Here is a 23138-nt window from a genome sequence, read left to right as displayed (position 1 = left end):
CTCTGCGAGCCCGGCCGGCCTCTTCCTCAGAAGCGCATGTCGATCCTGCCCTTGAGGGCGTGGTCTCTGGAGCGTTCGCCGATCGCGGCGGAGTAGGTCAGCCCGAGCGCCGTGGCGGAGGAGATGCGCCAGTCGAGGCCGGCCTCGGCGGTGAGGGCGTTGCGGTCGATCGGGGCTGCGAAGACCACGGCCGGGTTGGTGCCCAGCGCGAAGGCGGTGCGGGCCTGCGGGGTGAGCTCGCCAAAACCATGGCGCCAGCCGAGCATACCACGGGCGAACAGCGGCATCGTCCCGATTTGCGCCTCTGCCCTTAAGCCGAGCGTGGTGAAGCCGAGCGTCTGGTCGCTGGAGAGCACGCGCAGCGCCGCAGCGCCGCCCTGCTCGGTGCCGGCATCGGTCGAGACCCGGAGCAGCGCCAGCTGGGCGAAGGGCTCGAGCGCGAAGCCCTGGAAGGCGAAGCTATAGCCGAGCTCGGCAAAGCCCTGCAGGACCTGCCCCGGACGCTGCAGGCGGAGCAGATCACCGAAGCCGCGGATCGCGACCTGGCGGCGGATATCGCTTTCGCTCCAGCTATAGGCCGCGCCGGCATCGAAGCGCAGGCTGCCGAAGCGCGCCCCGGCATAGAGCGCGGCATGGCCGCTTTCGAGCTTGCCGGAGGACAGGCGGGCATCGAGATCGAAGCGCGACTGGCTGTAGCCGCCGGCGACGCCGACCTTCAGCGAGGAGCCCGGTGCGTCATAGAGCATGATGTCGGCGCCAAGCAGGGCGCCGCCGCTGCGGCGGGACAGCGAGGCGGCATTGCCGTCGGCGTCGGTATTGCCGGCGCTGCCGAAGGCCTCGCCCCAGAGCGTGTAGCGCGGCTGCGGAACCGGAGCCTGCATCACGATTCCGCCCTTCCTGCCCGGCAGGTCGGCGGTGAAGCCCGCTGCGACCTGACCGGGAGCCGGCGTCAGCAGCGGCCCGCGCAGGCGGTTGAGGATGCTCTCGCGCACCAGCCGGCTCTCATCGATCATCACGCTGACGGCCTGCGCATGCGCCTCGCCCGAGAGCAGGTCGAAGCCGGCGCGGGCTTCAGCCGCCGTCGCCGAGATCAGCGCGTCATAGACCGGGTTGCCGACGCCGAGCGCCTCGGCGGCATTGGCGATGAAGCCCTGGTTGCGGGTCTGGGCGATGTAGTTGCCGGACGTGCTGCCACCCGGGGTCGTGCCGCCGCCGCCTGGTGTGGTGCCGCCGCCGGTGTCCCCACCACCCGGGCCGAAGCCGGTGTCGTTGCGGGTCATGGTCAGCGTCACACTGGTGCCGCCATAGCCCAGCGACGGCGTCAGGAAGGCGAGGTTCGAGCTGACGCTGGTGAAGGTGCCGGTGACGCCGCCTGAGGCGGTCAGGATGGTGTAGTTTGTCGCCGCCGCGTAATTGCCGTTCTGCGCCAGCACCTGCACCGTGCCGCCGGTGATGGTCGCCTTGCCCGATGCCGCGATCCTGTCGCTCTGCCCGGCGGCATTGACCTCGACCTGGTAGGTCGAGCCCGAGGCGAAGGCGACATTGCCGGAGACGGTGAGCGTGCCGATCGAGTTGCCGGGCGAAACCGTCGCGCCGCTCGCAACCGACATGCCACCAATAGTGCCCGAGCCGCCCAGCGTGCCGCCGTCCAGAGTCACGCTGCTCGCCAGCGAACCGTTCACCACCAGCTTGCCGCCCGAGACTTTCGTCGCGCCGGTATAGGTGTTCGTCCCCGTCAGCGTCAGCGTGCCGGTGCCGGTCTTGGTGACGCCGCCGGTGCCGGTGATCTTGCCGGAGAAGGTGGTCGACGAGTTGTTCGCGCCCGCCGTCAGCGTGCCCGAGCCGAGCGTGACCGTGCCGACGCCGGCGAGCGAGCCGATCGTCTGGTTGAGGCCAGCGAGATCGAGCGTCGCGCCTGATGCCACCGTGAAGGTCGAATTGGCGGAGAAGGCGTTGGCGGCGCCCGCCCGCAGCGTTCCCTCCGACACCGTGGTCGCGCCGGAATAGCTGCTGGCGCCCTTGAGCACCAGCGTGCCGGCGCCGGTCTTCGCGAGCGAGCCCGTGCCCGTCAGGGACTGGCTGACGATGAAGCTGTTGCCGGCCTCGACGATCTCGAAGCCGCCGCCATTGCTACCGAGGATGATGTTGCGGGCGAGCCCGTTCAGCGCCGTCCCTGTGACCTGCAGCACGCCGCCATCCAGCGTGAGCGCCCCCGAGGTGTTGCCGAGATTGCTCTCCTTGGAGATGCTGATCGCGCCGCCCGCGATCGTCGTGCCGCCGGAATAGGTGTTCTCCTGCGTCAGCGTCAGCGTGCCCGTGCCGACCTTCCTGATGCTGCCGGCGTCGTAGATCATGCCGGTGAAGGTGGTCGAGGCATTGGTCGCGCCGGTCTCCAGCGTCGAGCCTTGCTCGATCTGAATCTGGCCGGCGCCAGCGATCGAGCCGGCGGTGACCGTGCCAATCGTGTCGTTGATCTGGAGCAATGCGCCCGCCGCGACCGTGTAGTCCGAGGCCGCCGACATGGCGCTGGCGCTGGTGATGTAGATTTTCCCGGCCGACACCGTGGTCGCGCCGGAATAGGTGCTGGTGCCCGACAGCGTGAGCATGCCGGTGCCGGTCTTGATCAGCCCGCCCGTGCCCGAGATCGTGCCGGAGAATGTCGTCGGGGTATTGTTGCTGCCAACAGTCAGCGTGCCCGCGCCGAGCGTGATCGCGCCGGCACCGGCGAGCGTGCCGATTGTCTGGTCGAAGCCGGCCAGGTCGAGCGTTGCGCCCGAGGCGATCGTGAACGCTGAGCTCGCGGAGAAGGCGCCTGCCTGTCCGGCGCGCAGGGTGCCGCCCGAGACCGTCGTCGTCCCCGTATACGTGTTGGCGCCGGACAGGACGAGCGTGCCCGCGCCGGCCTTGGTCAACCCGCCCGAGCCGGAGAAGGATTGCGTCACCGTGAAGGTATTGCCGGCGTCGGCAATATCGAAGCCGCCGCCATTGCTGCCGAGGACGATGTTGCGCGTCAGCCCGGTCAGTGTCGTGCCGGTCACCTGCAGCAGGCCGCCGTCGAGGGTCAGCGTGCCAGAGACATCGCCGAGATTGGCCTCGGAGGAAATGCTGAGCTTGCCGCCCGAGATCGTGGTGCCACCGGTATAGGTGTTGGTGCCGGTCAAGGTCAGCGTGCCCGCGCCCTCCTTGACCACGTTGCCGGCGCCGCTGACGACGCTGCTGATCGTCGCAGCGATCGTCTGGTCGAAGGTCAGCGTGCCGGTGTCGATGACGATGCCGCCATTGATGGTCGCCGAGGCGGAGCCGATGGTCAGCCTGTTGCTGCCGCCGGTGAAGTGGAGCGCCGCGGCGCGCACCGTGCCGTCGCCCGAGAGGCCGCCCTCGATCGTGCCGTTATTGGTGATGATCAGGTCGGCGCCGACGATGGCCTCGCCGCCGGCAGCGCCGACGCCGTTCGCCTCTTCGCCTGGATTCGGGGTACGGCCGAAGGACGTCGGCAAATTCGAGCCGCCGCGCCCGCCATCGCCACCGCGGATCGTGCCGTTGACGGTCAGCGTCGTCGTCGCGCCGCCATTGGTGAAGACCAGGCCGGAGCCGCCGACGCCGGCGGCGCCGGCGGCGCCAGTGCCGTCCGACACATATGAGCCGCCGTTTCCGCCCTTGCCGCCCTGGATCGTGCCATCGATGAACAGGGTCTGCGCGGCGCTGCCATCGGTGAAGAGCAGGCCGGTGCCGCCGGAGCCGCCACCGCCGCCGAAACCAAAAAAGCTACCACCGCCATGGCCGCCATTGCCGCCGGTGAGCGTGCCGGCGATCGCTCCCGTCGCGCCCGTGCCCGTGACAACGGCACCATAACCACCGGCGCCGCCGCCGCCGCCGGAATAGCCGTAGCCGGAGTTACCGTCGCCGCCATTGCTGCCGGCACTGGCGCCGACTGGCAGCGCCGCGCCGACGCTACCATGCACGCCGCCATCGCCGCCCTGGCCTTCGCCGGCGATGCCGGTGCCGGCTAGCCCGCCAGTCCCGCCGGTGACAGCGCCGGCGCCGCCGCCGCCACCGCCCGCGTTGCCTCCTGGCATGATTTGACCCCTGGCGCCCGCACCACCGGCACCAGTCGGGTTGTCGATGCCGCCCGCGCCACCGGAGCCGGGTTGCGCGCTGCTTCGGTCGCCGCCGCGCCCGCCATTTGCGAGCGCCTGGCCAGCGGACAGGAGGAGCACGAGTGCCGTGCCCGCGAGCAGGCTCGAGGCGAGCCGCGTGCGAGATGTTCCGCTGTTCGCAGGAGTGATGACGGATATCATGAGAGTGCCCAGCCCAACCGTGGACGCAGGCTTAGGCGGGCGCGGGCAGGAGGCAATGAACAGCCGTTCACAACCCGCCAAATTGTATTTGTGTGGCAGATTTGCTGCGGTTTGGCAGAATCAACGCAGCCATGGGGCGGGAGCCGATATGAGCGAGACGGCGACAACTCTCACCGGCGGCTGCCAATGCGGCGCCGTGCGCTATCGCCTGCTGAAGCCGCCGCGCAAGGTCTCGGTCTGCTTTTGCCGGATGTGCCAGAAGGCGATGGGCAATTATTTCGGCGCCTTTGCGTCTTCACGTAGCGCCGACGTGGTCTGGACACGCGGGACGCCTGCGGTCTTTCGCTCGTCGGAGGTTGCCGAACGCGGCTTCTGCCGCGATTGCGGCACGCCGCTGAGCTTCAGCTATCCCGGCATGGGCACGCTCTCGCTCGCCGTCGGCAGCCTCGACGATGCGGCCGCCTTTCCGCCGAGCCATGCCTATGGCGTCGAGGGCAGGGCGCCCTGGTTCGACGAGCTCTGCCGGCTCGAGGGCACGCGGACCGAGGACGATATCCCGGCGGATGAGCTGCCGGCCTATCGTTCGCGCCAGCATCCGGACCATGATTGAGCGCTATTCGACGACGATTTCGCGTCGTGCCAGCACGCGCGCGCCGGTGAGCGGGGCGTCCATCACATAGCGCAATTCATAGGTCCCGGGCTCGGGCGGCGCTTCCAGCGTGCTCTCGACATTCTCGGCCGGGAAGAAATTCGGCCCCTGCGCCTCCGGCGGCGCATCCGGCCTGACCAGCACGACGCGGTCGCGATCGCCATTGGGCCCGATGCCGCGCACCGGCAGGGGATTGCCGCGCGCGACGCGGGCGGGGGCGGCGAGCGTCGCAGCGGGCGCCGTCGTCGCCAGCGGCTGGCGCAGCAGGATGACCGGCTTGCCGTCGCTCTCGCCGAGCAGGCGCCATTCATAGCTGCCGACCTCGCCAGGGGCCGGCAGCGACAGCACCGTGGCCTGGCCGAGCGGGGAGGCGACGATCGCCGCTTCCGGTGGATCGGCCGGGCGGCTTATGGCGAGCCGGGCATTGGCCGGGGCGCGGCTGACGAAGGCGGTCGCCATCGCGCCGGCCATCAGCGTGCGCGGCGCCGACAGGCTAGGGTTTTGCGGGGCGCGCTGCGGCCGGGGTTGCTGGGCCAAGGCGGGGCTGCCTGCGCCAAGAAGCAGGGCAAGGGCGGTGCGGCGGGTCGGCATCATGCTGCGGCGAGTCGGTGGAGATGGGCGGCGAGTTCCGGGTGGCGCAGCATGAGCAGGCGAAAATCGGCAGGATCAAGGACGAGGAGCTTGGTCGCGACGGTGGCGCGCGCGGCGATGCCGCCTTCGGTGGCTGCGAACTCGGTCAGGCTGAGCTCGCCGAAATAGCAGCCTTCGTCGAGCTGCCGGCTGCCGGCGGGCTCGGTGACCTCGATCTCGCCGCTGGCGACGAAATAGAGCGAGTGAGCCGGCTCCTGCGGCCGCAGCACCACGCCGCCGCCGCGCACGGTCCGGGCGCGCAGCGCGTTCATGATCTCGGCGATCTCGGCAGCGTCGAGCCCGCTGAACAGCGGCACGCGCGCGAGCATGCTCCAGGTGACGACGAATTCGCGCCGGTGGATCTCCTGGGCGAAGGCGGTGGCGATGATGCCGACCGGCAGCGCCAGCATGACGAGACCCATCACCGCGGTCAGCGAGGCCACGACCTTGCCGAGCGGGCTGATCGGAAAGGCATCGCCATAGCCGACCGTGGTCAGCGTCACGATCGCCCACCACATCGCATCGGGGATGGTGCCGAATTTCTCCGGCTGGACATCGTGCTCGACGAAATGCATCGCGGTCGCCGAGAGCAGCATGACGCCGATCAGGATGACGACGCAGGCGACCAGCGCCTTACGCTCGGCATGCAGGGCGGCGCCCAGCGAAGCCATGCCGGGCGAATAGCGGCCGAGCTTGAAGAAGCGCAGCAGCCGGAAGAGCAGCAGGATCTTGAGATCGCTGTAGCCGAGCAGGGCGGCATAGAGCGGCACGGTGGCGAGGAAATCGAGCAGCGCCGGAGGCGAGACGAGATAGGCGCGGCGCGCCGCGTTGTCGCCGAGCCCGCGATAGCGCGTATGCTCGGGCGCGGTCCAGAGCCGGACGGCATATTCGAGCGTGAACAGCACGGTCGAGACGAGTTCGATCCAGTAGAAGAGCCGGCCATAGGACGCCGCGAGGCTCGGCACCGACTCCAGCACCAGCGCGCTGACGTTCACCAGGATCAGCGCCACCAGCCCACCATGGACGAGCCTGGCCGAGAGATCATCGCCCGCGCCGTGGTCGATGATCAGATGCGCCCGCCGCCGCCAGCTCAAGCCAGGCTGCGGGGCGGGCGCCATGATCGCCTCAGCCCATCGCGTCGGCGACGGCGTCGAGGGCCGCCTGAGCCTGCGCGCCGTCCGGGCCGCCCGCCTGGGCCATGTCGCGGCGGCCGCCGCCGCCCTTGCCGCCGAGGCGCTCGGATGCCGCACGCACCAGCGCGACCGCATCGAAGCGCTCGGTCAGGTCGGGCGTGACGCCGACGACGACGCCGGCCTTGCCGTCCTCGGCGACGCCGACGATGGCGACGACGCCGGAGCCGACGCGAGCCTTGGCCTCGTCGGCCAGGCTCTTCAGGTCCTTCATCTCGACGCCGCTGACGGCGCGGGCCAGCAGCCTGGCACCGGCGACCTCGCGAATCGGATCGCTCGCCTCGCCGCCGCCGCCCATGGCGAGCTTCTTGCGGGCCTCGCTGAGCTCGCGTTCGAGCTTGCGGCGTTCCTCGACCAGCGTCGCGACACGCGCCGGCAATTCGGCGATCGGCGCCTTCAGCACGCCGGCCATCTCGTCGAGCGCGACGCTCTCCTCGCGCAGATGACGGCGCGCTGCCTCACCGGTGAGCGCCTCGAGCCGGCGCACGCCGGCCGCGACGCCCGCCTCGGAGAGGACGGCGACCAGGCCGATATCGCCGGTGCGGTTGGCGTGGGTGCCGCCGCAAAGCTCGACCGAGAAGGTCTTCGGCGTGTCGGAATCCCGGTCGGTGCCCATCGACACCACGCGGACCTCGTCGCCGTATTTCTCACCGAACAGCGCGCGTGCGCCGGAGGCGATCGCGTCGTCGACCGACATCAGCTTGGTGCTGATCGGCTCGTTCTGCAGGACCAGCCGGTTCGCCATCTCCTCGACCCTGGCCAATTCCTCGCGCGAGATCGGCTTGGGGTGGCTGAAGTCGAAGCGCAGGCGCTCGGGCGCGACCTGCGAGCCCTTCTGCGCGACATGGTCGCCGAGCACGCGCCGGAGCGCCTCGTGCAGCAGATGGGTGGCCGAATGGTTGCCGCGGATCGCGCGGCGCCGGGCATGGTCGACCGTGAGCTCGGCCGGCTTGCCGAGCTCGATCACGCCGGAGACGACCGTGACCTGATGGGCGAAGACGTCGCCGAGCTTCTTCTGCACGTCGGTGACCTCGGCCTTGAAGCCGTTGCCGACAAGCGTGCCGGTGTCGCCGACCTGGCCGCCGGATTCGCCGTAGAACGGCGTCTGGTTGAGGATGACGATGCCGCTCTCGCCTTCCTTCAGCGTCGCGACCTCGGCATTGTCCCTGACCAGCGCGGTGACCACGCCCTCGGCGCTCTCGGTGTCGTAGCCGAGGAACTCGGTCGCACCGAGCCGCTCGCGCAGCGGGAACCAGAGCGTCTCGGTCGCGGCCTCGCCGGTGCCGGCCCAGGCGGCGCGCGCCTTGGCCTTCTGCTGCGCCATCGCCGCGTCGAAGCCCTCGATGTCGACGCCGACGCCGCGGGCGCGCAGCGCGTCCTGGGTCAGGTCGAGCGGGAAGCCGTAGGTGTCGTAGAGCGTGAAGGCGACGTCGCCCTTGAGCTTGTCGCCTGAACCCAGCGCCTGCGTTTCCTGGTCGAGGATGGACAGGCCGCGCGCCAGCGTGGTGCGGAAGCGGGTCTCCTCCAGCTTCAGCGTCTCCGAGATCAGCGCCTCGGCCCGGATCAGCTCGGGATAGGCCTGGCCCATCTCGCGCACCAGCGCGGGTACGAGCTTGTGCATCAGCGGGTCCTTGGCGCCGAGCAGCTGCGCATGGCGCATGCCGCGGCGCATGATCCGGCGCAGCACATAGCCGCGGCCCTCATTCGAGGGCAGCACGCCATCGGCGATCAGGAAGGCGGAGCAGCGCAGATGATCGGCGATGACGCGGTGGCTCGCGCTCATCGGCCCGTCGGAGGGGACATTGGTCAAATCGGCGATGGCGCGGATCAGGGTCGCGAACAGGTCGATCGAATAATTGTCATGCGTGCCCTGGAGCACGGCGGCGATGCGCTCGAGGCCCATGCCGGTATCGATCGAGGGGCGAGGCAGGTTGGTGCGAATGCCGCCAGCCGCTTCCTCGTATTGCATGAACACGAGGTTCCAGATCTCGATGAAGCGGTCGCCATCCTCGTCGGGCGAGCCCGGAGGGCCGCCGGGGATGTGATCGCCATGGTCGTAGAAGATCTCGGAGCAGGGGCCACAGGGGCCGACATCGCCCATGCGCCAGAAATTGTCGGAGGTTGCGATCCGGATGATGCGCGAATCCGGCAGGCCGGCGATCTTCTTCCAGAGCGTGTGCGCCTCGTCGTCCTCGGAGTAGACCGTGACGGTCAGCTTGTCCTTGGGCAGGCCGAATTCGCGCGTGACCAGGGTCCAGGCGTGATGGATCGCCTGCTCCTTGAAATAGTCGCCGAAGGAGAAGTTCCCCAGCATCTCGAAGAAGGTGTGGTGGCGGGCGGTATAGCCGACATTGTCGAGATCGTTGTGCTTGCCGCCAGCGCGCACGCATTTCTGCGCGGTGGTGGCGCGGGCATAGGGCCGCTTCTCCTGGCCGGTGAAGACGTTCTTGAATTGCACCATGCCGGAATTGGCGAACATCAAGGTCGGGTCGTTGCGCGGCACGAGCGGGCTCGACGGCACCACCTCGTGGCCGTTCGCCTTGAAGTAATCGAGGAAGGTCGACCTGATCTCGTTGACGCCGCTCATCGCAATCTTGGCTCTGGTTCAAGCATGGGGCCGGCAAGCGCCGGCAGGGCTGAAAGGGTTCTAGTCAGCGCACTCATGCCTGTCCAGAAACGGCCTGCAAGGATCGTGATGCAGGCAAGCCGCTGATGGCAAAAAGAAACGGGCGGCCTGAAGGCCGCCCGTCGGTTCAATCACCAATTGCTTCGGTTTGAAGGCTCAGGCCTCGCCTTCGTCGAGGTCCTCGGCGGTCGGGTCGGCGTTCTCCAGGATGCGCTCGGCAACGAGGCCGGAATTCTGGCGGATCGTCGTCTCGATCTTGGCGGCGACGTCGGGATTGGCCTTGAGGAAGGTCTTGGCGTTCTCGCGGCCCTGGCCAAGGCGCTGGCTGTCGAAGGAGAACCAGGCGCCGGATTTCTCGACGATGCCGGCCTTGACGCCGAGATCGACCAGTTCGCCGGCCTTCGAGATGCCTTCGCCGAACATGATGTCGAACTCGACCTGCTTGAAGGGTGGCGCGACCTTGTTCTTGACGACCTTGACGCGGACCTGGTTGCCGGTCGCCTCGTCGCGCTCCTTCAGCGTCGAGACGCGGCGGATGTCGAGACGGACCGAGGCGTAGAATTTCAGCGCATTGCCGCCGGTGGTGGTCTCCGGCGAGCCATACATCACACCGATCTTCATGCGGATCTGGTTGATGAAGATGACCATGCAGTTCGAGCGCGAGATCGAAGCGGTGAGCTTGCGCAGCGCCTGGCTCATCAGGCGGGCCTGCAGGCCGGGCTGGTTGTCGCCCATCTCGCCCTCGATCTCGGCGCGCGGCGTCAGCGCCGCGACGGAGTCGATAACGAGCACGTCGATCGCGCCGGAGCGGACCAGCGTGTCGGTGATCTCGAGCGCCTGCTCGCCGGTGTCGGGCTGCGAGATCAGGAGGTCGTCGAGATTGACGCCGAGCTTGCGGGCATAGACCGGGTCGAGCGCGTGCTCGGCGTCGACGAAGGCGCAGACGCCGCCCTTCTTCTGCGATTCCGCAATGGTATGGAGCGCGAGCGTGGTCTTGCCGGAGGATTCAGGTCCATAGATCTCGATGACACGCCCCCTCGGCAAGCCGCCGACGCCGAGCGCGATGTCGAGGCCGAGCGAGCCAGTCGAGACCGTCTCGATCTCGATCGCCTGCTGGTTCTTGCCCAGGCGCATGATCGAGCCCTTGCCGAAAGCCCGTTCGATCTGCGAGAGCGCCGCATCGAGCGCCTTGGCCTTGTCCATCGAAGAGCCTTCCACGAGCCTGAGATTTGCCTGATTCACGACGTGCGCTCCTTATGGCAGGGGCGCGACCACATCTCAATCCGCGCCATGGAAACGACTATGGTCATGGTTTGTTCTCACTCGCAAGTTCTTTTTTTGTTCTTGTTCCGGCGTGCGCCGGTTGTGCTAGGACAGCGTGAAAGCAGCCTGCTGCCGGAGACTGCGGCGTGATGCGCAAGGCCCTGATCAAGCTCCTTCTCATTCCGCTCGATCTCATCGTCGGGCTCGCCATCCTGCTCGACGAAATGCTGCGGCCGCTCTACCGGCCGCTGATCGCCTGGTTCGCCTCGCTCAGACTGGTGGCGCGGCTCGAAGCGGCGATCGGGCGGCTGCCGCCCTATGGCGCGCTCGTCGCGCTTGCGATCCCCTTCGCCATCGTCGAGCCGCTGAAGCTGCTCGGCCTGCTGTTCCTGGCGCGCGGGGCGTTCACCGCCGGCATCGTCACGACGGCGATCGGCCATCTCGCCGGCTTCCTCCTGGTCGAGCGCGTCTATCATGCCGGGCGGGCGCAGCTCCTCACCATCCCCTGGTTCGCGCGGATCATGGGTTGGATCGACATGATCCGGCAGGTGGTGATCGGCCGAATCAAGGCAAGCGCCGCCTGGCAACGGGCGGTCGCGCTAGTGCGGGCGATGCGCGAGCGTTTGCGCAGCCTGAAGCTCTGGTTCGCGCGCCGGGGCGCCTGACGAGGGCCGCGGCCCCAGGGATCTATAAAGGGGCGTCAATCCTTCGGATCGGCCTGCCAGGCGGCGGCGAGCCGTTCCAGTTCCAGCGTGTAGCAATACAGCGCAAAGACGATCGCCAGGAGCAGGCCGGAGCGCCAGAGCAGGGTGAAGCCGTCGGCGAGCTTCGTCAGCTCCGGCAGGTGGCGCAGGAAATAGATCGAGGCGAGCGCGCCGCCGACGATCGAACCGAGACGGGCGGCAAAAGCCAGGAGATGTCCGAGAGGCAGGCTGCGGAAGCCTTGCGGCACTGGCAGCAGGTAGAGCCGTGTCCAGTAGCAGCACTGGCCGAGCAGCGCCGCAACGCAGATCTGCGCCAGGATTTCGGTCGGCAAGGTCTGCTGCTGGCCAATCCGCTCGACCAGGACGCGGAAGGCGATGTGGATGTGGAAGAGGATCACCAGCGCGCAGATGGTCTGCACGGTCAGCAATAGCGTGTAGGCGAGGACCGGCCTGCGCGTCATCGGCGCAGGATAGAAGGGCGCCGGGCGCTGATCAAACCGGCTGAGCCGGGCTGGCAGCTGCGGCCAATGCAGCGGCGGCGCGGCCGGCAGCCTCGACATAGGCGGGGTCGCGGTGGACGAGCATGACCGAGAAGGCGCCGTCCATCAGCAGCACGATTTGGCGGGCGAGTTCCTCCGGCGCGGTGGCGCCGTGCTCGGCGCAGGCGCCTGCGAGCCAGCGCTCGAAGCCGGCCTTGTGGCGCGCGCCGATCCTGATCGCGGGGTGCCCGGGCAGATTGGCGAGCTCGGCGGCGGTGCGCAGGAAGCCGCAGCCCTTCCAGCGTGGATGGCGGGCCGAGCGGGCGAGGTTCTGGAAGATCGCCTCGACCTTCTGCGGCAACCCGCCTTCGGCCTTGTCGAACCAGCCGGCCATCAGCTTGAGATTGGGCTGGTCGCGGGCCTCGAGATAGGCGGCGACGAGCTCGTCCTTGCTCTCGAAATGGTAGTAGAGCGTGCGCTTGGTGACGCCCGCCTTCTCGGCGACGGCGTCGACGCTGACGGCGCGGATGCCCTCGCCATAGAAGAGCTTGCTGGCGGCCTCGATGATACGCTTGCGGGTCGGGCTGTCGGGTTCGGCCATGCCTCCATGTATACCGTATAGGTAGTATACATTGTCAAGCCTCGGGCGCAGCCTTCCGATAGCTGAAACCGGAACAAGGCCAAGGCCATGCCCGAGAATGATCCCGTCCTGATTCAACAGCGCGAGGCGATCGCGACCCTGACGCTGAACCGGCCCGAGAAGCTCAACGCGCTGAGTTATGGACTGATCGACCGCCTGCTCGAACTGCTCGATGCAATCGAGGTCGACCCGTCGATCCGCGCGGTGATCCTGACCGGTGGAGGCGAGCGCGCCTTCTCGGCCGGCGGCGATATCCACGAGTTTTCGCAGAGCGTCGCGGCCGGGCCGGAACAGGCGGTGCGCGATTTCGTTCGCCGCGGACAAAAGCTGACGGCGCGGCTGGAAGCCTTCGGCAAGCCGGTGATCGCGGCGGTGAATGGGCTCGCCTATGGCGGCGGCTGCGAGGTCACCGAGGCGGTGCCGCTCGCCATCGCCAGCGAGCGGGCGATGTTCGCCAAGCCGGAGATCAATCTCGGCATGCCGCCGACCTTCGGCGGGACGCAGCGGCTGCCGCGGCTCGCCGGCCGCAAGCGCGCGATGGAGCTGCTGCTGACCGGCGATCCGTTCACGCCGCAGCGGGCGCTCGATATGGGATTGATCAACGCGGTGGTGCCGCATGAGGAGCTGCTGCCGGCGGCGAACGCGCTGGCGGCGCGCATCCTGCGGCACTCCTCTTTGGCGGCGGCGAGCATCCTCACCGCGGTGACGCGCGGCATCAACGCCAGCATCGCCGAGGGATTGCTGATCGAGAGCGAGCAGTTCGCCCGCGTCGTGCCGACGGCCGATCTGCGCGAGGGACTCGATGCCTGGATGGCGCGGCGCCAGCCGATCTATTCCGGCGACTGGTCGCTGGTTGCGAAAGCCGGCTGAGGGGGTGGGAATGACCGATCACACGAGCTTCAGCCGCGAGGCCTTCGCCGCCTTCCGCGCCGATGACCGGCCGGGCCCGGTGCAGATGCTGAACCTGATCCGGCTCAATGGCGAGGCGCAGTATCCGGACGGGCCGAATGGTGGCGGCCGCGAGGCGTTCGCGGCCTATGGCCGGATCAGCGCGCCGGTGCTGACGCGGCTCGGCGGGCGGATCATCTGGCGCGGCGGCTTCGAGCAGATGCTGATCGGCCCGAGGGGTGAGCGCTGGGACCTCTGCTTCATCGCCGAGTATCCGAGCGTCGAGGCCTTCGCCGCGATGTTACGCGATCCGATCTATCGCGAGGCGATGATGCATCGCCAGGCGGCGGTCAAGGATTGCCGCCTGATCCGGTTGGCAGCGCAGGAGGCGGGCGTGACCTTCGCGGGGTGAAGCGCCCGGCTGGCGGCCTGCGCGCGGTCAGGCTGCCAGCTGGGCTCACGGATCGCGTCCGCCCTGGCTGACGACCCGGCTGAGCCGCTCCATGGACGCAGCGGCCCACGCCATATAATCCTGCTCGCCCATGCTTCGCAGCGGGCCGTCCAGCCAGAGCATGGCCGCGCCGTGGGCTCCGGCCCAGGCGAGCAGGGCAGCCTGCTGGACCTCTCCTTCCGGGGTATCTCGCCCCATGGCCGAGCGGACAGCCGACGCCAGGATGCCGAAGGCGCGATCGTTCGCAGCCTGAAACGCTGGATCTGGCGCGCTGGCCTGTTCCGTCGCTTCCGAATTGAACATCAGCCGGAAGAGCGCCGGGCGGCGCAGCGCGAAGCGGACATAGGCGGTGCCCAGTTCGGCCAGATGCGTATTGCCTGGGCCGGCCGCAGCATGGCTCCGCTCCAATTCCTCGGCGAAGAGCGAGAATGCCGCTGTGGCCAGGCCGACCAGCAGGTCCGCGCGGCTGGCGAAATGGCGCGCCGGCGCCGCGTGAGATACGCCGAGGCGCCGCGCTACCGCACGCACCGAGAGCGCCGATACGCCTTCTTCTTCCGCGATTGCGATGGCCTCAGCGATGATCGCGGTCCGCAGGTCGCCATGGTGATATGCGCCGGGCTTAATCATGGCGGCACTATGATCTGGCGAGTTGACAGCGACAACATCTGACATCAATGTTGTCATTGCCAACATGGTGCTGGTTGGTGACGGCTCTGCCAGCGGCGGAAAGCCATCAATGCAATCGCAGATACTTCTTTGTCGCCCCGCCGGCCTGTCCGGCGGGCAAGGAGCCCGCATGTCCTCGAACGCTCAGACGCATATCCAATCAGGCACTTTTGTTCCCGGCAGCCTCGGGGCCCGGGTGGCGCTCGTCACCGGGGCCAGTTCGGGCATCGGCCGGGCCACGGCGATCGAACTGGCGCGGCGAGGCGCCAAGGTTGTCGTCAGCGCCCGGCGCAGCGATGAGATCGAAGCGCTCGCCGCGAGCCTCGCCGCTGAGGGGCTGGAGGCGACAGCGATCCGAGCAGACGTCACGCGCGAGACGGATTTGGCCGATCTCGTGGCCGGGACCGTCGCTGCCTATGGGCGGCTCGACATCGCCTTCAACAATGCGGGCACCGAAGGCACGTTCCGCCCTTTCGTCGAGCTCGACGATGTCCACTATGACGAGGTCTTCGAGCCGAATGTGCGAGGCGTCTTCAACGCCATGCGTCATCAGGCGAAGATGATGCTCGCCCAGGGGAGTGGGGTCATCATCAACAACGCTTCGATGGGCGGTGTCATCGGCTTCGAGAATGCGGCACTCTACATCGCGACCAAGCACGCGGTCCTTGGCCTGACCAAGACGGCCTCGCTGGAGTGGTTTCGGCGCGGCGTGCGGGTCAATGCCCTCTGCCCGGGGATCATCGATACCCCGTTCCAGGATCGCATCTGGCCCTCAGCCGAGGCCAAGGATGGTTTTGCGCGCTCGACCGTGCCCGGCCGCGCCGGCACCGCCGAGGAAATGGCGAAGATCGTCGCCTTCCTGGCCTCCGATGACGCGTCGTTCATCTCCGGCCATGGCTTGCTGGCCGATGGCGGCTACACGGCCGCCTGAGCTGCAATCTAAGAAGGTTCTTACCTCATGAAAATCCTGATCATTCTGACCTCGCACGATCAGCTCGGGAACACCGGCAGGAAGACCGGTTTCTGGCTAGAAGAGTTCGCGACGCCCTACTACGCCTTTAGGGATGCGGGAGCGGAGATCGTCCTGGCTTCGCCGCTGGGCGGCAGGCCGCCGCTCGATCCGCGGAGCGCGGAGCCGGGTGCCCAGACGGAGGCGACGCGCCGCCTGGAGCATGACGCGGGTGCGCTGGCGGCCCTGACGGCGACGCGCAGACTGGCCGATGTCGCACCGGAGGATTTCGACGCGGTGTTCTTCCCGGGAGGTCACGGACCGCTCTGGGATCTCGCGGAGGATCCCGTCTCGATCGCTCTGATCGAACGCATGATCGAGGCCCGTCGACCGGTTGCTGCTCTATGTCACGGACCAGCCATATTCCTGCGCACGCGGGCGGTCGACGGCAGGCCACTGGTGGAAGGGCGTTCCGTTACCGGGTTCACCAATAGCGAGGAAGAGGCCGAGGGCCTCACCGATACCGTGCCGTTTCTGGTCGAGGACATGCTCAGGCGGAACGGCGGGCGTTACTCGCAGGCGCCGAACTGGCAGTCGCATGTCGCGATCGACGACCTGCTGGTTACCGGGCAGAATCCAGCCTCATCGTCCGCTGTGGCCGAGGCATTGTTGGAAAAGCTCAGCAAGCTCCAACGATAGCGCCATTGCGTCGCGATGATCGGGGGGCCGGACTGTCGTCAAATCGGCTTGTGCTCGGCGCCCGTGACTTGCGCTGGCACTGGCGAGTGCTTGCCGAACCGCCGCGAGAGTCCTTCCATGAAGAGGAAGATCACCGGGGTTATGAACAGGGTCAGCACCTGCGAGACGATCAGCCCGCCGACGACGGCGAGGCCGAGCGGCTGACGCAGCTCGGCGCTGGCGCCGGCCCCGATCGCGATCGGCAGGGCGCCGAGGATCGCCGCCAGCGTGGTCATGATGATCGGCCGGAAGCGGCGCAGGCAGGCTTCGCGGATCGCGGTGTCCGGCGACTCGCCGGCGCGCTGCAGTTCGAGCGCGACGTCGATCATCATGATCGCGTTCTTCTTGACGATGCCGATCAGCATCAGGAGCCCGATCACCGCGATGACCGAGAGGTCGAGGCCGAAGAGCTTCAGCGTCAGGAGCGCGCCGAGAGCCGCCGCCGGCAGGCCGGTCAGGATGGTCAGCGGGTGGATGAAGCTCTCATAGAGGATGCCGAGCACGATGTAGATCGTCAGCACCGCGCCGGCGATCAGCAGGCCCTGATTGCCGAGCGACTGCTCGAAGGTCTTGGCGACGCCGGCAAAACTGGTGCCGATCTGAGCGGGCAGCCCGAGCTCGGCCTTGATCGCGTCGATGCGCTGCACCGCTTCGCCGAGTGCGCGGCCGGCCGGCAGGTTAAAGGAGAGCGTGACGGCCGGGAGCTGGCCGAGCTGGTTGACCGTGAGCGGGCCGGCCTTGCGCTCGATCCGGGCGAAGGTGCCGAGCGGGACGAGCGCGCCCGAGGAGGAGCGGAAGCGGACCTGGTCGAGCCGGTCATTCGACCATTGGATGTCGGGATTGAACTCGATGATGACCTGGTAGCTGTCGCTGGTGGTGTAGATCGTCGAGATCTGGCGCACGCCGAAGCCTGAATAGAGGCTGGAGCGCAGCACGTCGGCGCTGATGCCGAGCGACTGCGCTTTGGCCCGGTCGACGACGAGATTGGCGAGCAGCGCCTTGTTCTGAAGGTCTGTGGTGACGTCGACGAAGAGCGGATCGTGCTGCAGCGCCTCCAGCATCTTGCCTGACCAGTCGGAGAGAGCCGCCTGGTCGATCGACTGCATCACGAACTGGTACTGGCTCTTCGAAGAGCGCGCGCCGATGTTGAGGTTCTGGACCGGCGACATGTAGGTGGCGATGCCCGGGATGGCGGCGAGCTGGCGGCGCAGCTCGCCAAGCATCTGCTGCAGTGGCGGGCGCTGGTCCTTCGGCTTCAGCTCGACGAAGAGCCGCCCGGCATTGAGGCTGCTGGACTGGCCGCCGGAGCCGATGGTCGAGGCGACATGAGTGACATAGGGCGAGCGGCGGAAGACCTCCTCGACCTTCTGCTGCAGGCCCGACATGGCGTCGAAGGAGATGTCCTGGCGCGCCTCGGTCGCGACCTGGAGCTGGCCGATATCCTCCTGCGGGAAGAAGCCCTTGGGGATGGTCACCACCAGCCAGGCGCTGGCGGCGACGCTGGCGAGGAAGATCATCAGCACGGTGCGGCGGTATTTCAGGCTGAGGTCGAGTCCGGCGCGATAGGCGCCGAGCAGCGCGTCGAAGCCGCGTTCGAGGAAGGCGAGCCTGTCCTTGCCGCCACTGGCGCCATGGCCGGCGGCATCGGCACTGAGCCGGGCGCACATCATCGGCGTCAGCGTCAGCGAGACGAAGGCGGAGGCGAGGATGGCGACGGTGACAACGATCGCGAACTCGTTGAAGACGCGCCCGATCACGCCGCCCATCAGCAGCACGGGGATGAAGACCGCGACCAGCGAGAGCGAGATCGAAATGATGGTGAAACCTATCTCGCTCGAGCCCTTCAGCGCCGCGTCGAAGGCGGAGAGCCCGTCCTCCTCCATGTGGCGGACGATGTTCTCGAGCATCACGATCGCATCGTCGACGACGAGGCCGACCGCGAGCGTCAGGCCGAGCAGCGAGATGTTGTCGATCGAGAAATCGAGCAGATACATCGCGCCCAGGGTCGCGATCAGCGAGATCGGCACCGCCACCGCCGGGATCAGTGTCGCGGTGAAACGGCGCAGGAACAGGAAGATCACCGCGACGACCAGCACGATCGTCAGCCCGAGCGTGAACTGGACGTCCTCGACCGCCTGGCGGATCGAGGCGGAGCGGTCGTTGAGCAGGCCGAGCGTGGTCGCCGGCGGTAGCAGCGACTGCATCTGGCCGATCGCCGTCTTGACCCGGTCGACGACCTCGACCGTGTTGGCGTCGGGCTGGCGGAAGACCGCGACGACGAGGGCACGCGAGCCATCATACCAGCTGGCGAGCTGCAGGTTTTCGACGGAGTCGATCACCTTGGCGACATCACCGAGCCGGACCGGGCGGCCATCGCGGGTAGCGATGATGATATCCGCGAAATGGCCGGCGTCGGCGAGCTGGGTCTGCGCCTCCAGCGTCAATTGCTGCGGGCCGGACTGCATCGTCCCGACCGGGGTGTTGACGTTGGCGGCGGTGATCGCCGCCTGCAATTCGTTGATGCCGATGCCGCGGGCGGCCAGCGCCGTCGGGTCGACCTGGATGCGGACCGCGTATTTCTGGCTGCCGAAGATCTGGACCTGCGCCACGCCCTCGACCGTGGAGAGCGTCGGCGACAGCACCTGCTGGACGAAGGCGTCGATCTTGGAGAGCGGCGTGACCTCGCTCTTCAGCGCCAGCAGCAGGATCGGAGCGTCGGCCGGGTTGAACTTGCGGTAGCTCGGCGGCGTCGTCATGTCGACGGGGAGCTGGCGCTGGGTGCGGGCGATCGCCGCCTGGACGTCGGCCGCGGCGGCGTCGATGTCACGGTCGAGCGCGAACTGGATCGCGATCGAGGTATTGCCGAGCGCGTTGGTGGTCGCGATCGAATCGATGCCGGCGATGGTGGCGAACTGCTTGATCAGTGGCGTCGCGACCGAGGTCGCCATGATCTCGGGCGAGGCTCCCGGCAATTGCGCGGAAACGTTGACGACGGGGAACTCAGCGCGCGGCAGCGCCGCGACCGGCAGGGAGCGCCAGGCGAACAGGCCGCCGAGGATGAGCGCGCACGACATCAGGATCGTCGCGACGGGATGACGGATGCAGAAGGCCGAGACCGACATGGCGCGCCCTCACGGCTTGGCGGTTTGCGGGGCGGTCAGCCTGATCGGGGCGCCGGGCGCCAGCCGCGACTGGCCTTCGGTGACGACCTTCTCGTCCTGCGCCAGGCCCGAGGCGATCGCTGCAACGCCGTTCTCATTGGACGCGACCTTGACGGGCCTGGCCTCGACCGTGTCGTCGGCTTTGGCGACATAGACGAACGGGCCCTTCTGGCCCTCCTGCAGGGCGACCGAGGGCACCGTCACCGAGCCGGACATCATGCCGAGCTGAATGACGACATCGACATATTGCCCGGGCCAGAGCCGGTGCGGCTCGTTGGTGAACAGCGCTTTCACGCTGACGGTGCCGGAGGGGATGTCGACGGCGGAATCGATGAAGGAGAGATCGCCGGTGGCGAGTTCCTCGCGCGTTCCTGAAGCGAAGGCGGTGACCTTTGCCGGCGCCTGAGCCTTGGCCGCCTCCTGCAACAGGGGCAGGTCGCGCTCGGGCAAGGTGAAGGTCACGCGGATCGGGGCGAGCTCGGTCACCGTCAGGAGATTGCTGCTGGCGTCATTGGCGCGCACCGCATTGCCGGGTGTCGCTGCGATGGCGCCGAGTCGGCCGGAGATCGGGGCAGTGATCGTGGTGTAGCCGAGCCGGACGCGGTCGAGCGCCAAGGTTGCCTCGTCCGCCTTGACGGCGGCGGTGGCGACGGCCTCGTCGGCGGTCGCCTGGTCGAGCGCCTGCTGCGTGCCGGCGCCCTTGTCGACCAGGCTCTTCTGGCGGGCGAGATCGGCGCGCTTTTGCGCCACCGTCGCCTTGTCGCGCTCGACATTGGCCTCGTCGCGGGCGACCTGGGCCTTGAGCTCGCGGTCGTCGAGGGTGAAGAGCAGGTCGCCCTGCTTGACCTCCTGGCCTTCCTTGACGTGCTGGTCGGCGATGACGCCGTCGAGACGGGACTTGACCGCGACGATGGCGACCGGCTCGGCGAAGCCGATCGAGCGGCGCGTCACGGGCACATCGGCGCGGCCGGCGAGCACAGTCGTAACCGGGCTTGCGATGGGGCCGGCGCGGCGCTCGGCATGGGCCTGCTGCGGGCCGTCCTGCGGCCTGACCAGGCGCCAGGTGGCAAAGACTGCGACAGCCACCAGAAGGGCTATGATCGCGTAACGTTTCATTGGTCACCACGGCGCAGCGCTGTCGACGTGGCGTCACTCTAGCTTGCGGCGGTCGCGGCGGCCTGTCCGCAACATGAACTCTTCGTAATGCTGGCAGGCGCCGGGGTTCCCGGCGCGTTCAGGCCATTGCAGCCTTCACCGTCTCGACGAGCTGTTTCATCGTGAACGGCTTGGGCAGGAAGTGAAAATCCTCGCCCTCCGGCAGGTTCTTGCGGAAAGCCTCCTCGGCATAGCCGGAGACGAAGACGACCTTGGTTGCCGGGCTGCGCTTGCGCAGTTCGCCGAGCAGGGTCGGGCCGTCCATCTCGGGCATGACCACGTCGGAGATGACGAGGTCGATCTTGCCCTCGTGCTTCTGGAACTGGTCGAGCGCTTCCACACCCGAGGCAGCCTCGTGGACGGTGTAGCCGCGCGAGACCAGCATGCGGGCGTTGAGGGCGCGCACCGCATCCTCGTCCTCGACCAGGAGGATGACGCCGGCGCCGGTATGGTCGGCTGCCGTCTTCTTCGGCGCCTCCCTGGCGGCGGCCTCGGCGGCGATGTCCTCCTCGGTCGGGATGTAGCGCGGCAGGAAGATGCGGAAATTGGTGCCGCGGCCGACGACCGAGTCGCAGAAGACGAAGCCGCCGGTCTGCTTGACGATGCCGTAGACCATCGAGAGGCCAAGGCCCGTGCCCTTGCCGACCTCCTTGGTGGTGAAGAACGGCTCGAAGATCTTCTCCAGATGCTCGGCCGGGATGCCGGTGCCGCTGTCCTCGACTTCGAGCAGGACATAGTCGGCGGCGGGCAGGCTGTCATAGCCGAGCTCGCTGGCCTCGGCCGCCGGCATGTTGCGGGTGCGCACCTGCAGCTTGCCGCCGCTCGGCATGGCGTCGCGGGCGTTGACGGCGAGGTTGACCACCACCTGCTCGAGCTGGCCGAGATCGGCCTTGACCGGCCAGAGGTCGCGGCCCTGGCGGACATCGAGGGCGATCTTGTCGGCGACGACGCGCTTCAGCATCAGCGAGAGATCGGAGAGCACGTCGCCAAGCGCCAGCACCTGCGGGCGCAGGGTCTGCCGGCGCGAGAAGGCCAGCAATTGCCGGACCAGCGAGGCCGCCCGGTAGGCGTTCTGCTTGATCTGCATGATGTCCGGGAAGGACGGATCGGTCGGCTTGTGGCTGGCGAGCAAGAATTCCGACGCGTTGATGATGACCTGCAGCACGTTGTTGAAGTCGTGCGCGATGCCGCCGGCGAGCTGGCCGACCGCCTGCATCTTGCCGGCCTGGTCCATATTGTCCTTGAGCTTGCGCTCGGCGGTGGTCTCCAGCGCATAGACGATGGCGCGCTCGCCATCGGCGTCTTCGCTCGCCGGAACCGGCGAGAGATAGAGCCTTGCTGAGCGGCCATCCTCGCCCGACAGCGCCGCGTCGAGCGGGGCGATCTCGCCCTTGCCGGCGAGCGCCGCGTCGAAGGCCTCGGCGAGGGCGCCGTTGCCATTGACCAGCTCCTGGATCGTCGCCGGCTGCGCGCCGCCCTGCGTCAGGCGGGCGAAGGACGCGTTCGAGCGCAGGATCGCACCATGGCGATCGACGGTCGCGATCGCCATCGGCGTCGCATGGAAGAAGCGGGCGAAGCGCGCCTCGGCGTCGGTATGACGGTCGGCGCCGGCCTCGCCGGTGGCGCGGTTGAGGACGAGGGTGCGCGAGGCGCCGGCGCGCCCGTCCTGGCCGAAGGCGACCTGGTGGTGCAGCCGGACCGGCAGCGACTGGCCGTTGCGGCGGCGCAGGTCGACATCGAGCACCTCGATGCGGACATCGCCGGGCTGGCCGCGAATGGCCTGGATCAGCGCCGCGGCATTGGGCGAGGCGATGTCCTCGAGCTGCAGGCCGCCGGAGCCGAAGCGGGCGAGGTCGTAGTCGAGCCAGCCGGCGAGCGTCGCGTTGAGATAGGGCACCTCGCTATCGGCATCGATCGAGAGGAAGCCCGCCGGAGCGTGGTCGAGATAGTCGATCGCGTGCTGCAGCTCCTGGAAGGCGTTCTCCTGGCGCTCGCGCTCGGGAGTGACGTCGGTGACGCTCCACAGGCAGGCCGGGCGGCCGGCGCGGGTGATCGGCGAGACGCGCACCCGGTACCAGCCGACGGCGCCGCGCTCGTTCAGGGCCGGCTCGAGCCTGATCTCTTCCGAGAGCCGGCGGCCGGCGCGGGCGGCGGTGGCAAGGCGGTAGATCGCCTCGGAGACCTCGGCGCGGCCCTTGAACAGGCGCTCGACCGGCGCGATCTCGCTGGCGTTGCGGGCTCCGGCGAAAGCGAGATAGGCCTCGTTGGCGTAGACGATGCGGTTTTCGGCCTCGGTGACGACGACGCCGTCCTCGGCGCTGTCGACGATCGCCTTGGTCAGATCGTTGCGCGCCGAGCGCCCGGCGAACTGGATCAGCCCGATCGCGAAGGCGAACAGGCAGAACACACCGACGACCGAGAGCAAGGCGAGCAGGCCGAGGATCAGCGGCTGCGCCCATTCATTGGCGATGAAGCCGAGCGCGATCGCGGCGCCGACCAGGAGGCCGGCGACCAGAAGGATGATGCCGACATGGCCGGGCCGGTCGGAACGGTCGATCGCGCTCGATGCCGTGCTTGCGCTCATTGCAGCGGGTCCGTTTCCTTCAATCGCCCGTCAGCGGTGGGTCGAGGGCCGGCAATACCCTAGAGAC

General features: G+C 68.2%; 17 protein-coding genes. 6 read left to right on the top strand and 11 right to left on the bottom strand.

The features are described 5' to 3' along the window. Positions 1–26 precede the first annotated feature (26 nt). On the bottom strand, positions 27–4076 hold the full coding sequence (locus tag ACWIGM_RS01780) for an autotransporter domain-containing protein (RefSeq protein WP_454024212.1): 4050 nt from the start codon (positions 4074–4076) through the stop codon (positions 27–29). A 370-nt stretch (positions 4077–4446) separates the two neighbouring features. Here ACWIGM_RS01780 and ACWIGM_RS01775 point away from each other — a divergent pair, with 370 nt between their 5' ends. Then, a complete protein-coding gene (locus ACWIGM_RS01775; protein ID WP_454024211.1) occupies positions 4447–4908 on the top strand; it encodes a GFA family protein in 462 nt (153 codons plus the stop codon). Between the two features lie 3 nt (positions 4909–4911). Here ACWIGM_RS01775 and ACWIGM_RS01770 read toward each other — a convergent pair whose 3' ends face one another. The 4 genes from ACWIGM_RS01770 to recA all read right to left on the bottom strand — a co-directional run bounded on the left by ACWIGM_RS01770 (position 4912) and on the right by recA (position 10635). Continuing rightward, positions 4912–5484 carry a hypothetical protein gene (locus tag ACWIGM_RS01770; RefSeq protein ID WP_454024210.1) on the bottom strand — a complete coding sequence of 191 codons (573 nt, stop codon included), beginning with the start codon at positions 5482–5484 and terminating at the stop codon, positions 4912–4914. Positions 5485–5537: 53 nt separating this feature from the next. Continuing rightward, the gene (locus ACWIGM_RS01765) at positions 5538–6695 is read right to left on the bottom strand and encodes a cyclic nucleotide-gated ion channel (protein ID WP_454024209.1); all 1158 of its coding nucleotides are present in this window, start codon (positions 6693–6695) and stop codon (positions 5538–5540) included. A 7-nt stretch (positions 6696–6702) separates the two neighbouring features. Next, on the bottom strand, positions 6703–9354 hold the full coding sequence (gene alaS / locus ACWIGM_RS01760) for an alanine--tRNA ligase (RefSeq protein ID WP_454024208.1): 2652 nt from the start codon (positions 9352–9354) through the stop codon (positions 6703–6705). Positions 9355–9549: 195 nt separating this feature from the next. Continuing rightward, the gene (recA, locus tag ACWIGM_RS01755) at positions 9550–10635 is read right to left on the bottom strand and encodes a recombinase RecA (RefSeq protein ID WP_454024207.1); all 1086 of its coding nucleotides are present in this window, start codon (positions 10633–10635) and stop codon (positions 9550–9552) included. A 170-nt stretch (positions 10636–10805) separates the two neighbouring features. Between recA and ACWIGM_RS01750 the strand changes: the two genes are divergently transcribed. After that, positions 10806–11321: a hypothetical protein gene (locus ACWIGM_RS01750; RefSeq protein ID WP_454024206.1), complete on the top strand. Its 516-nt coding sequence runs from the start codon at positions 10806–10808 to the stop codon at positions 11319–11321. A 35-nt stretch (positions 11322–11356) separates the two neighbouring features. Here ACWIGM_RS01750 and ACWIGM_RS01745 read toward each other — a convergent pair whose 3' ends face one another. Both ACWIGM_RS01745 and ACWIGM_RS01740 read right to left on the bottom strand, forming a co-directional pair. Then, positions 11357–11821 (bottom strand): hypothetical protein, encoded by a 465-nt coding sequence (locus tag ACWIGM_RS01745; protein WP_454024205.1) that lies wholly within the window; start codon positions 11819–11821, stop codon positions 11357–11359. Between the two features lie 31 nt (positions 11822–11852). After that, positions 11853–12440 carry a TetR/AcrR family transcriptional regulator gene (locus ACWIGM_RS01740; protein WP_454024204.1) on the bottom strand — a complete coding sequence of 196 codons (588 nt, stop codon included), beginning with the start codon at positions 12438–12440 and terminating at the stop codon, positions 11853–11855. A gap of 87 nt (positions 12441–12527) precedes the next feature. Between ACWIGM_RS01740 and ACWIGM_RS01735 the strand changes: the two genes are divergently transcribed. Both ACWIGM_RS01735 and ACWIGM_RS01730 read left to right on the top strand, forming a co-directional pair. After that, on the top strand, positions 12528–13349 hold the full coding sequence (locus ACWIGM_RS01735) for a crotonase/enoyl-CoA hydratase family protein (protein WP_454024203.1): 822 nt from the start codon (positions 12528–12530) through the stop codon (positions 13347–13349). A 10-nt stretch (positions 13350–13359) separates the two neighbouring features. Further along, the gene (locus tag ACWIGM_RS01730) at positions 13360–13779 is read left to right on the top strand and encodes a DUF1330 domain-containing protein (protein ID WP_454024202.1); all 420 of its coding nucleotides are present in this window, start codon (positions 13360–13362) and stop codon (positions 13777–13779) included. 45 nt (positions 13780–13824) lie between these two features. Here the strand turns inward: ACWIGM_RS01730 and ACWIGM_RS01725 are convergent, their stop codons facing one another. Further along, a complete protein-coding gene (locus ACWIGM_RS01725) occupies positions 13825–14502 on the bottom strand; it encodes a TetR/AcrR family transcriptional regulator (protein WP_454024201.1) in 678 nt (225 codons plus the stop codon). Positions 14503–14614: 112 nt separating this feature from the next. Between ACWIGM_RS01725 and ACWIGM_RS01720 the strand changes: the two genes are divergently transcribed. After that, positions 14615–15415 (top strand): SDR family NAD(P)-dependent oxidoreductase, encoded by an 801-nt coding sequence (locus tag ACWIGM_RS01720; RefSeq protein WP_454024200.1) that lies wholly within the window; start codon positions 14615–14617, stop codon positions 15413–15415. Between the two features lie 27 nt (positions 15416–15442). Continuing rightward, positions 15443–16132: a type 1 glutamine amidotransferase domain-containing protein gene (locus tag ACWIGM_RS01715; protein WP_454024199.1), complete on the top strand. Its 690-nt coding sequence runs from the start codon at positions 15443–15445 to the stop codon at positions 16130–16132. Between the two features lie 38 nt (positions 16133–16170). Here the strand turns inward: ACWIGM_RS01715 and ACWIGM_RS01710 are convergent, their stop codons facing one another. From ACWIGM_RS01710 to cckA, 3 genes are all read right to left on the bottom strand, one after another. Beyond that, entirely contained in the window at positions 16171–19293 is a 3123-nt protein-coding gene (locus tag ACWIGM_RS01710) for an efflux RND transporter permease subunit (protein WP_454024198.1), read from the bottom strand. Positions 19294–19302: 9 nt separating this feature from the next. After that, positions 19303–20448 (bottom strand): efflux RND transporter periplasmic adaptor subunit, encoded by a 1146-nt coding sequence (locus tag ACWIGM_RS01705; protein ID WP_454024197.1) that lies wholly within the window; start codon positions 20446–20448, stop codon positions 19303–19305. Between the two features lie 118 nt (positions 20449–20566). Then, positions 20567–23071: a cell cycle histidine kinase CckA gene (gene cckA / locus ACWIGM_RS01700; protein ID WP_454024196.1), complete on the bottom strand. Its 2505-nt coding sequence runs from the start codon at positions 23069–23071 to the stop codon at positions 20567–20569. Positions 23072–23138: the final 67 nt, after the last annotated feature.

It is taken from the genome of Allobosea sp. NPDC055332, assembly GCF_053645455.1.
The sequence above is the reverse complement of the archived record's forward strand: the minus strand, read 5'-3'. Positions and strand labels throughout refer to the sequence as shown.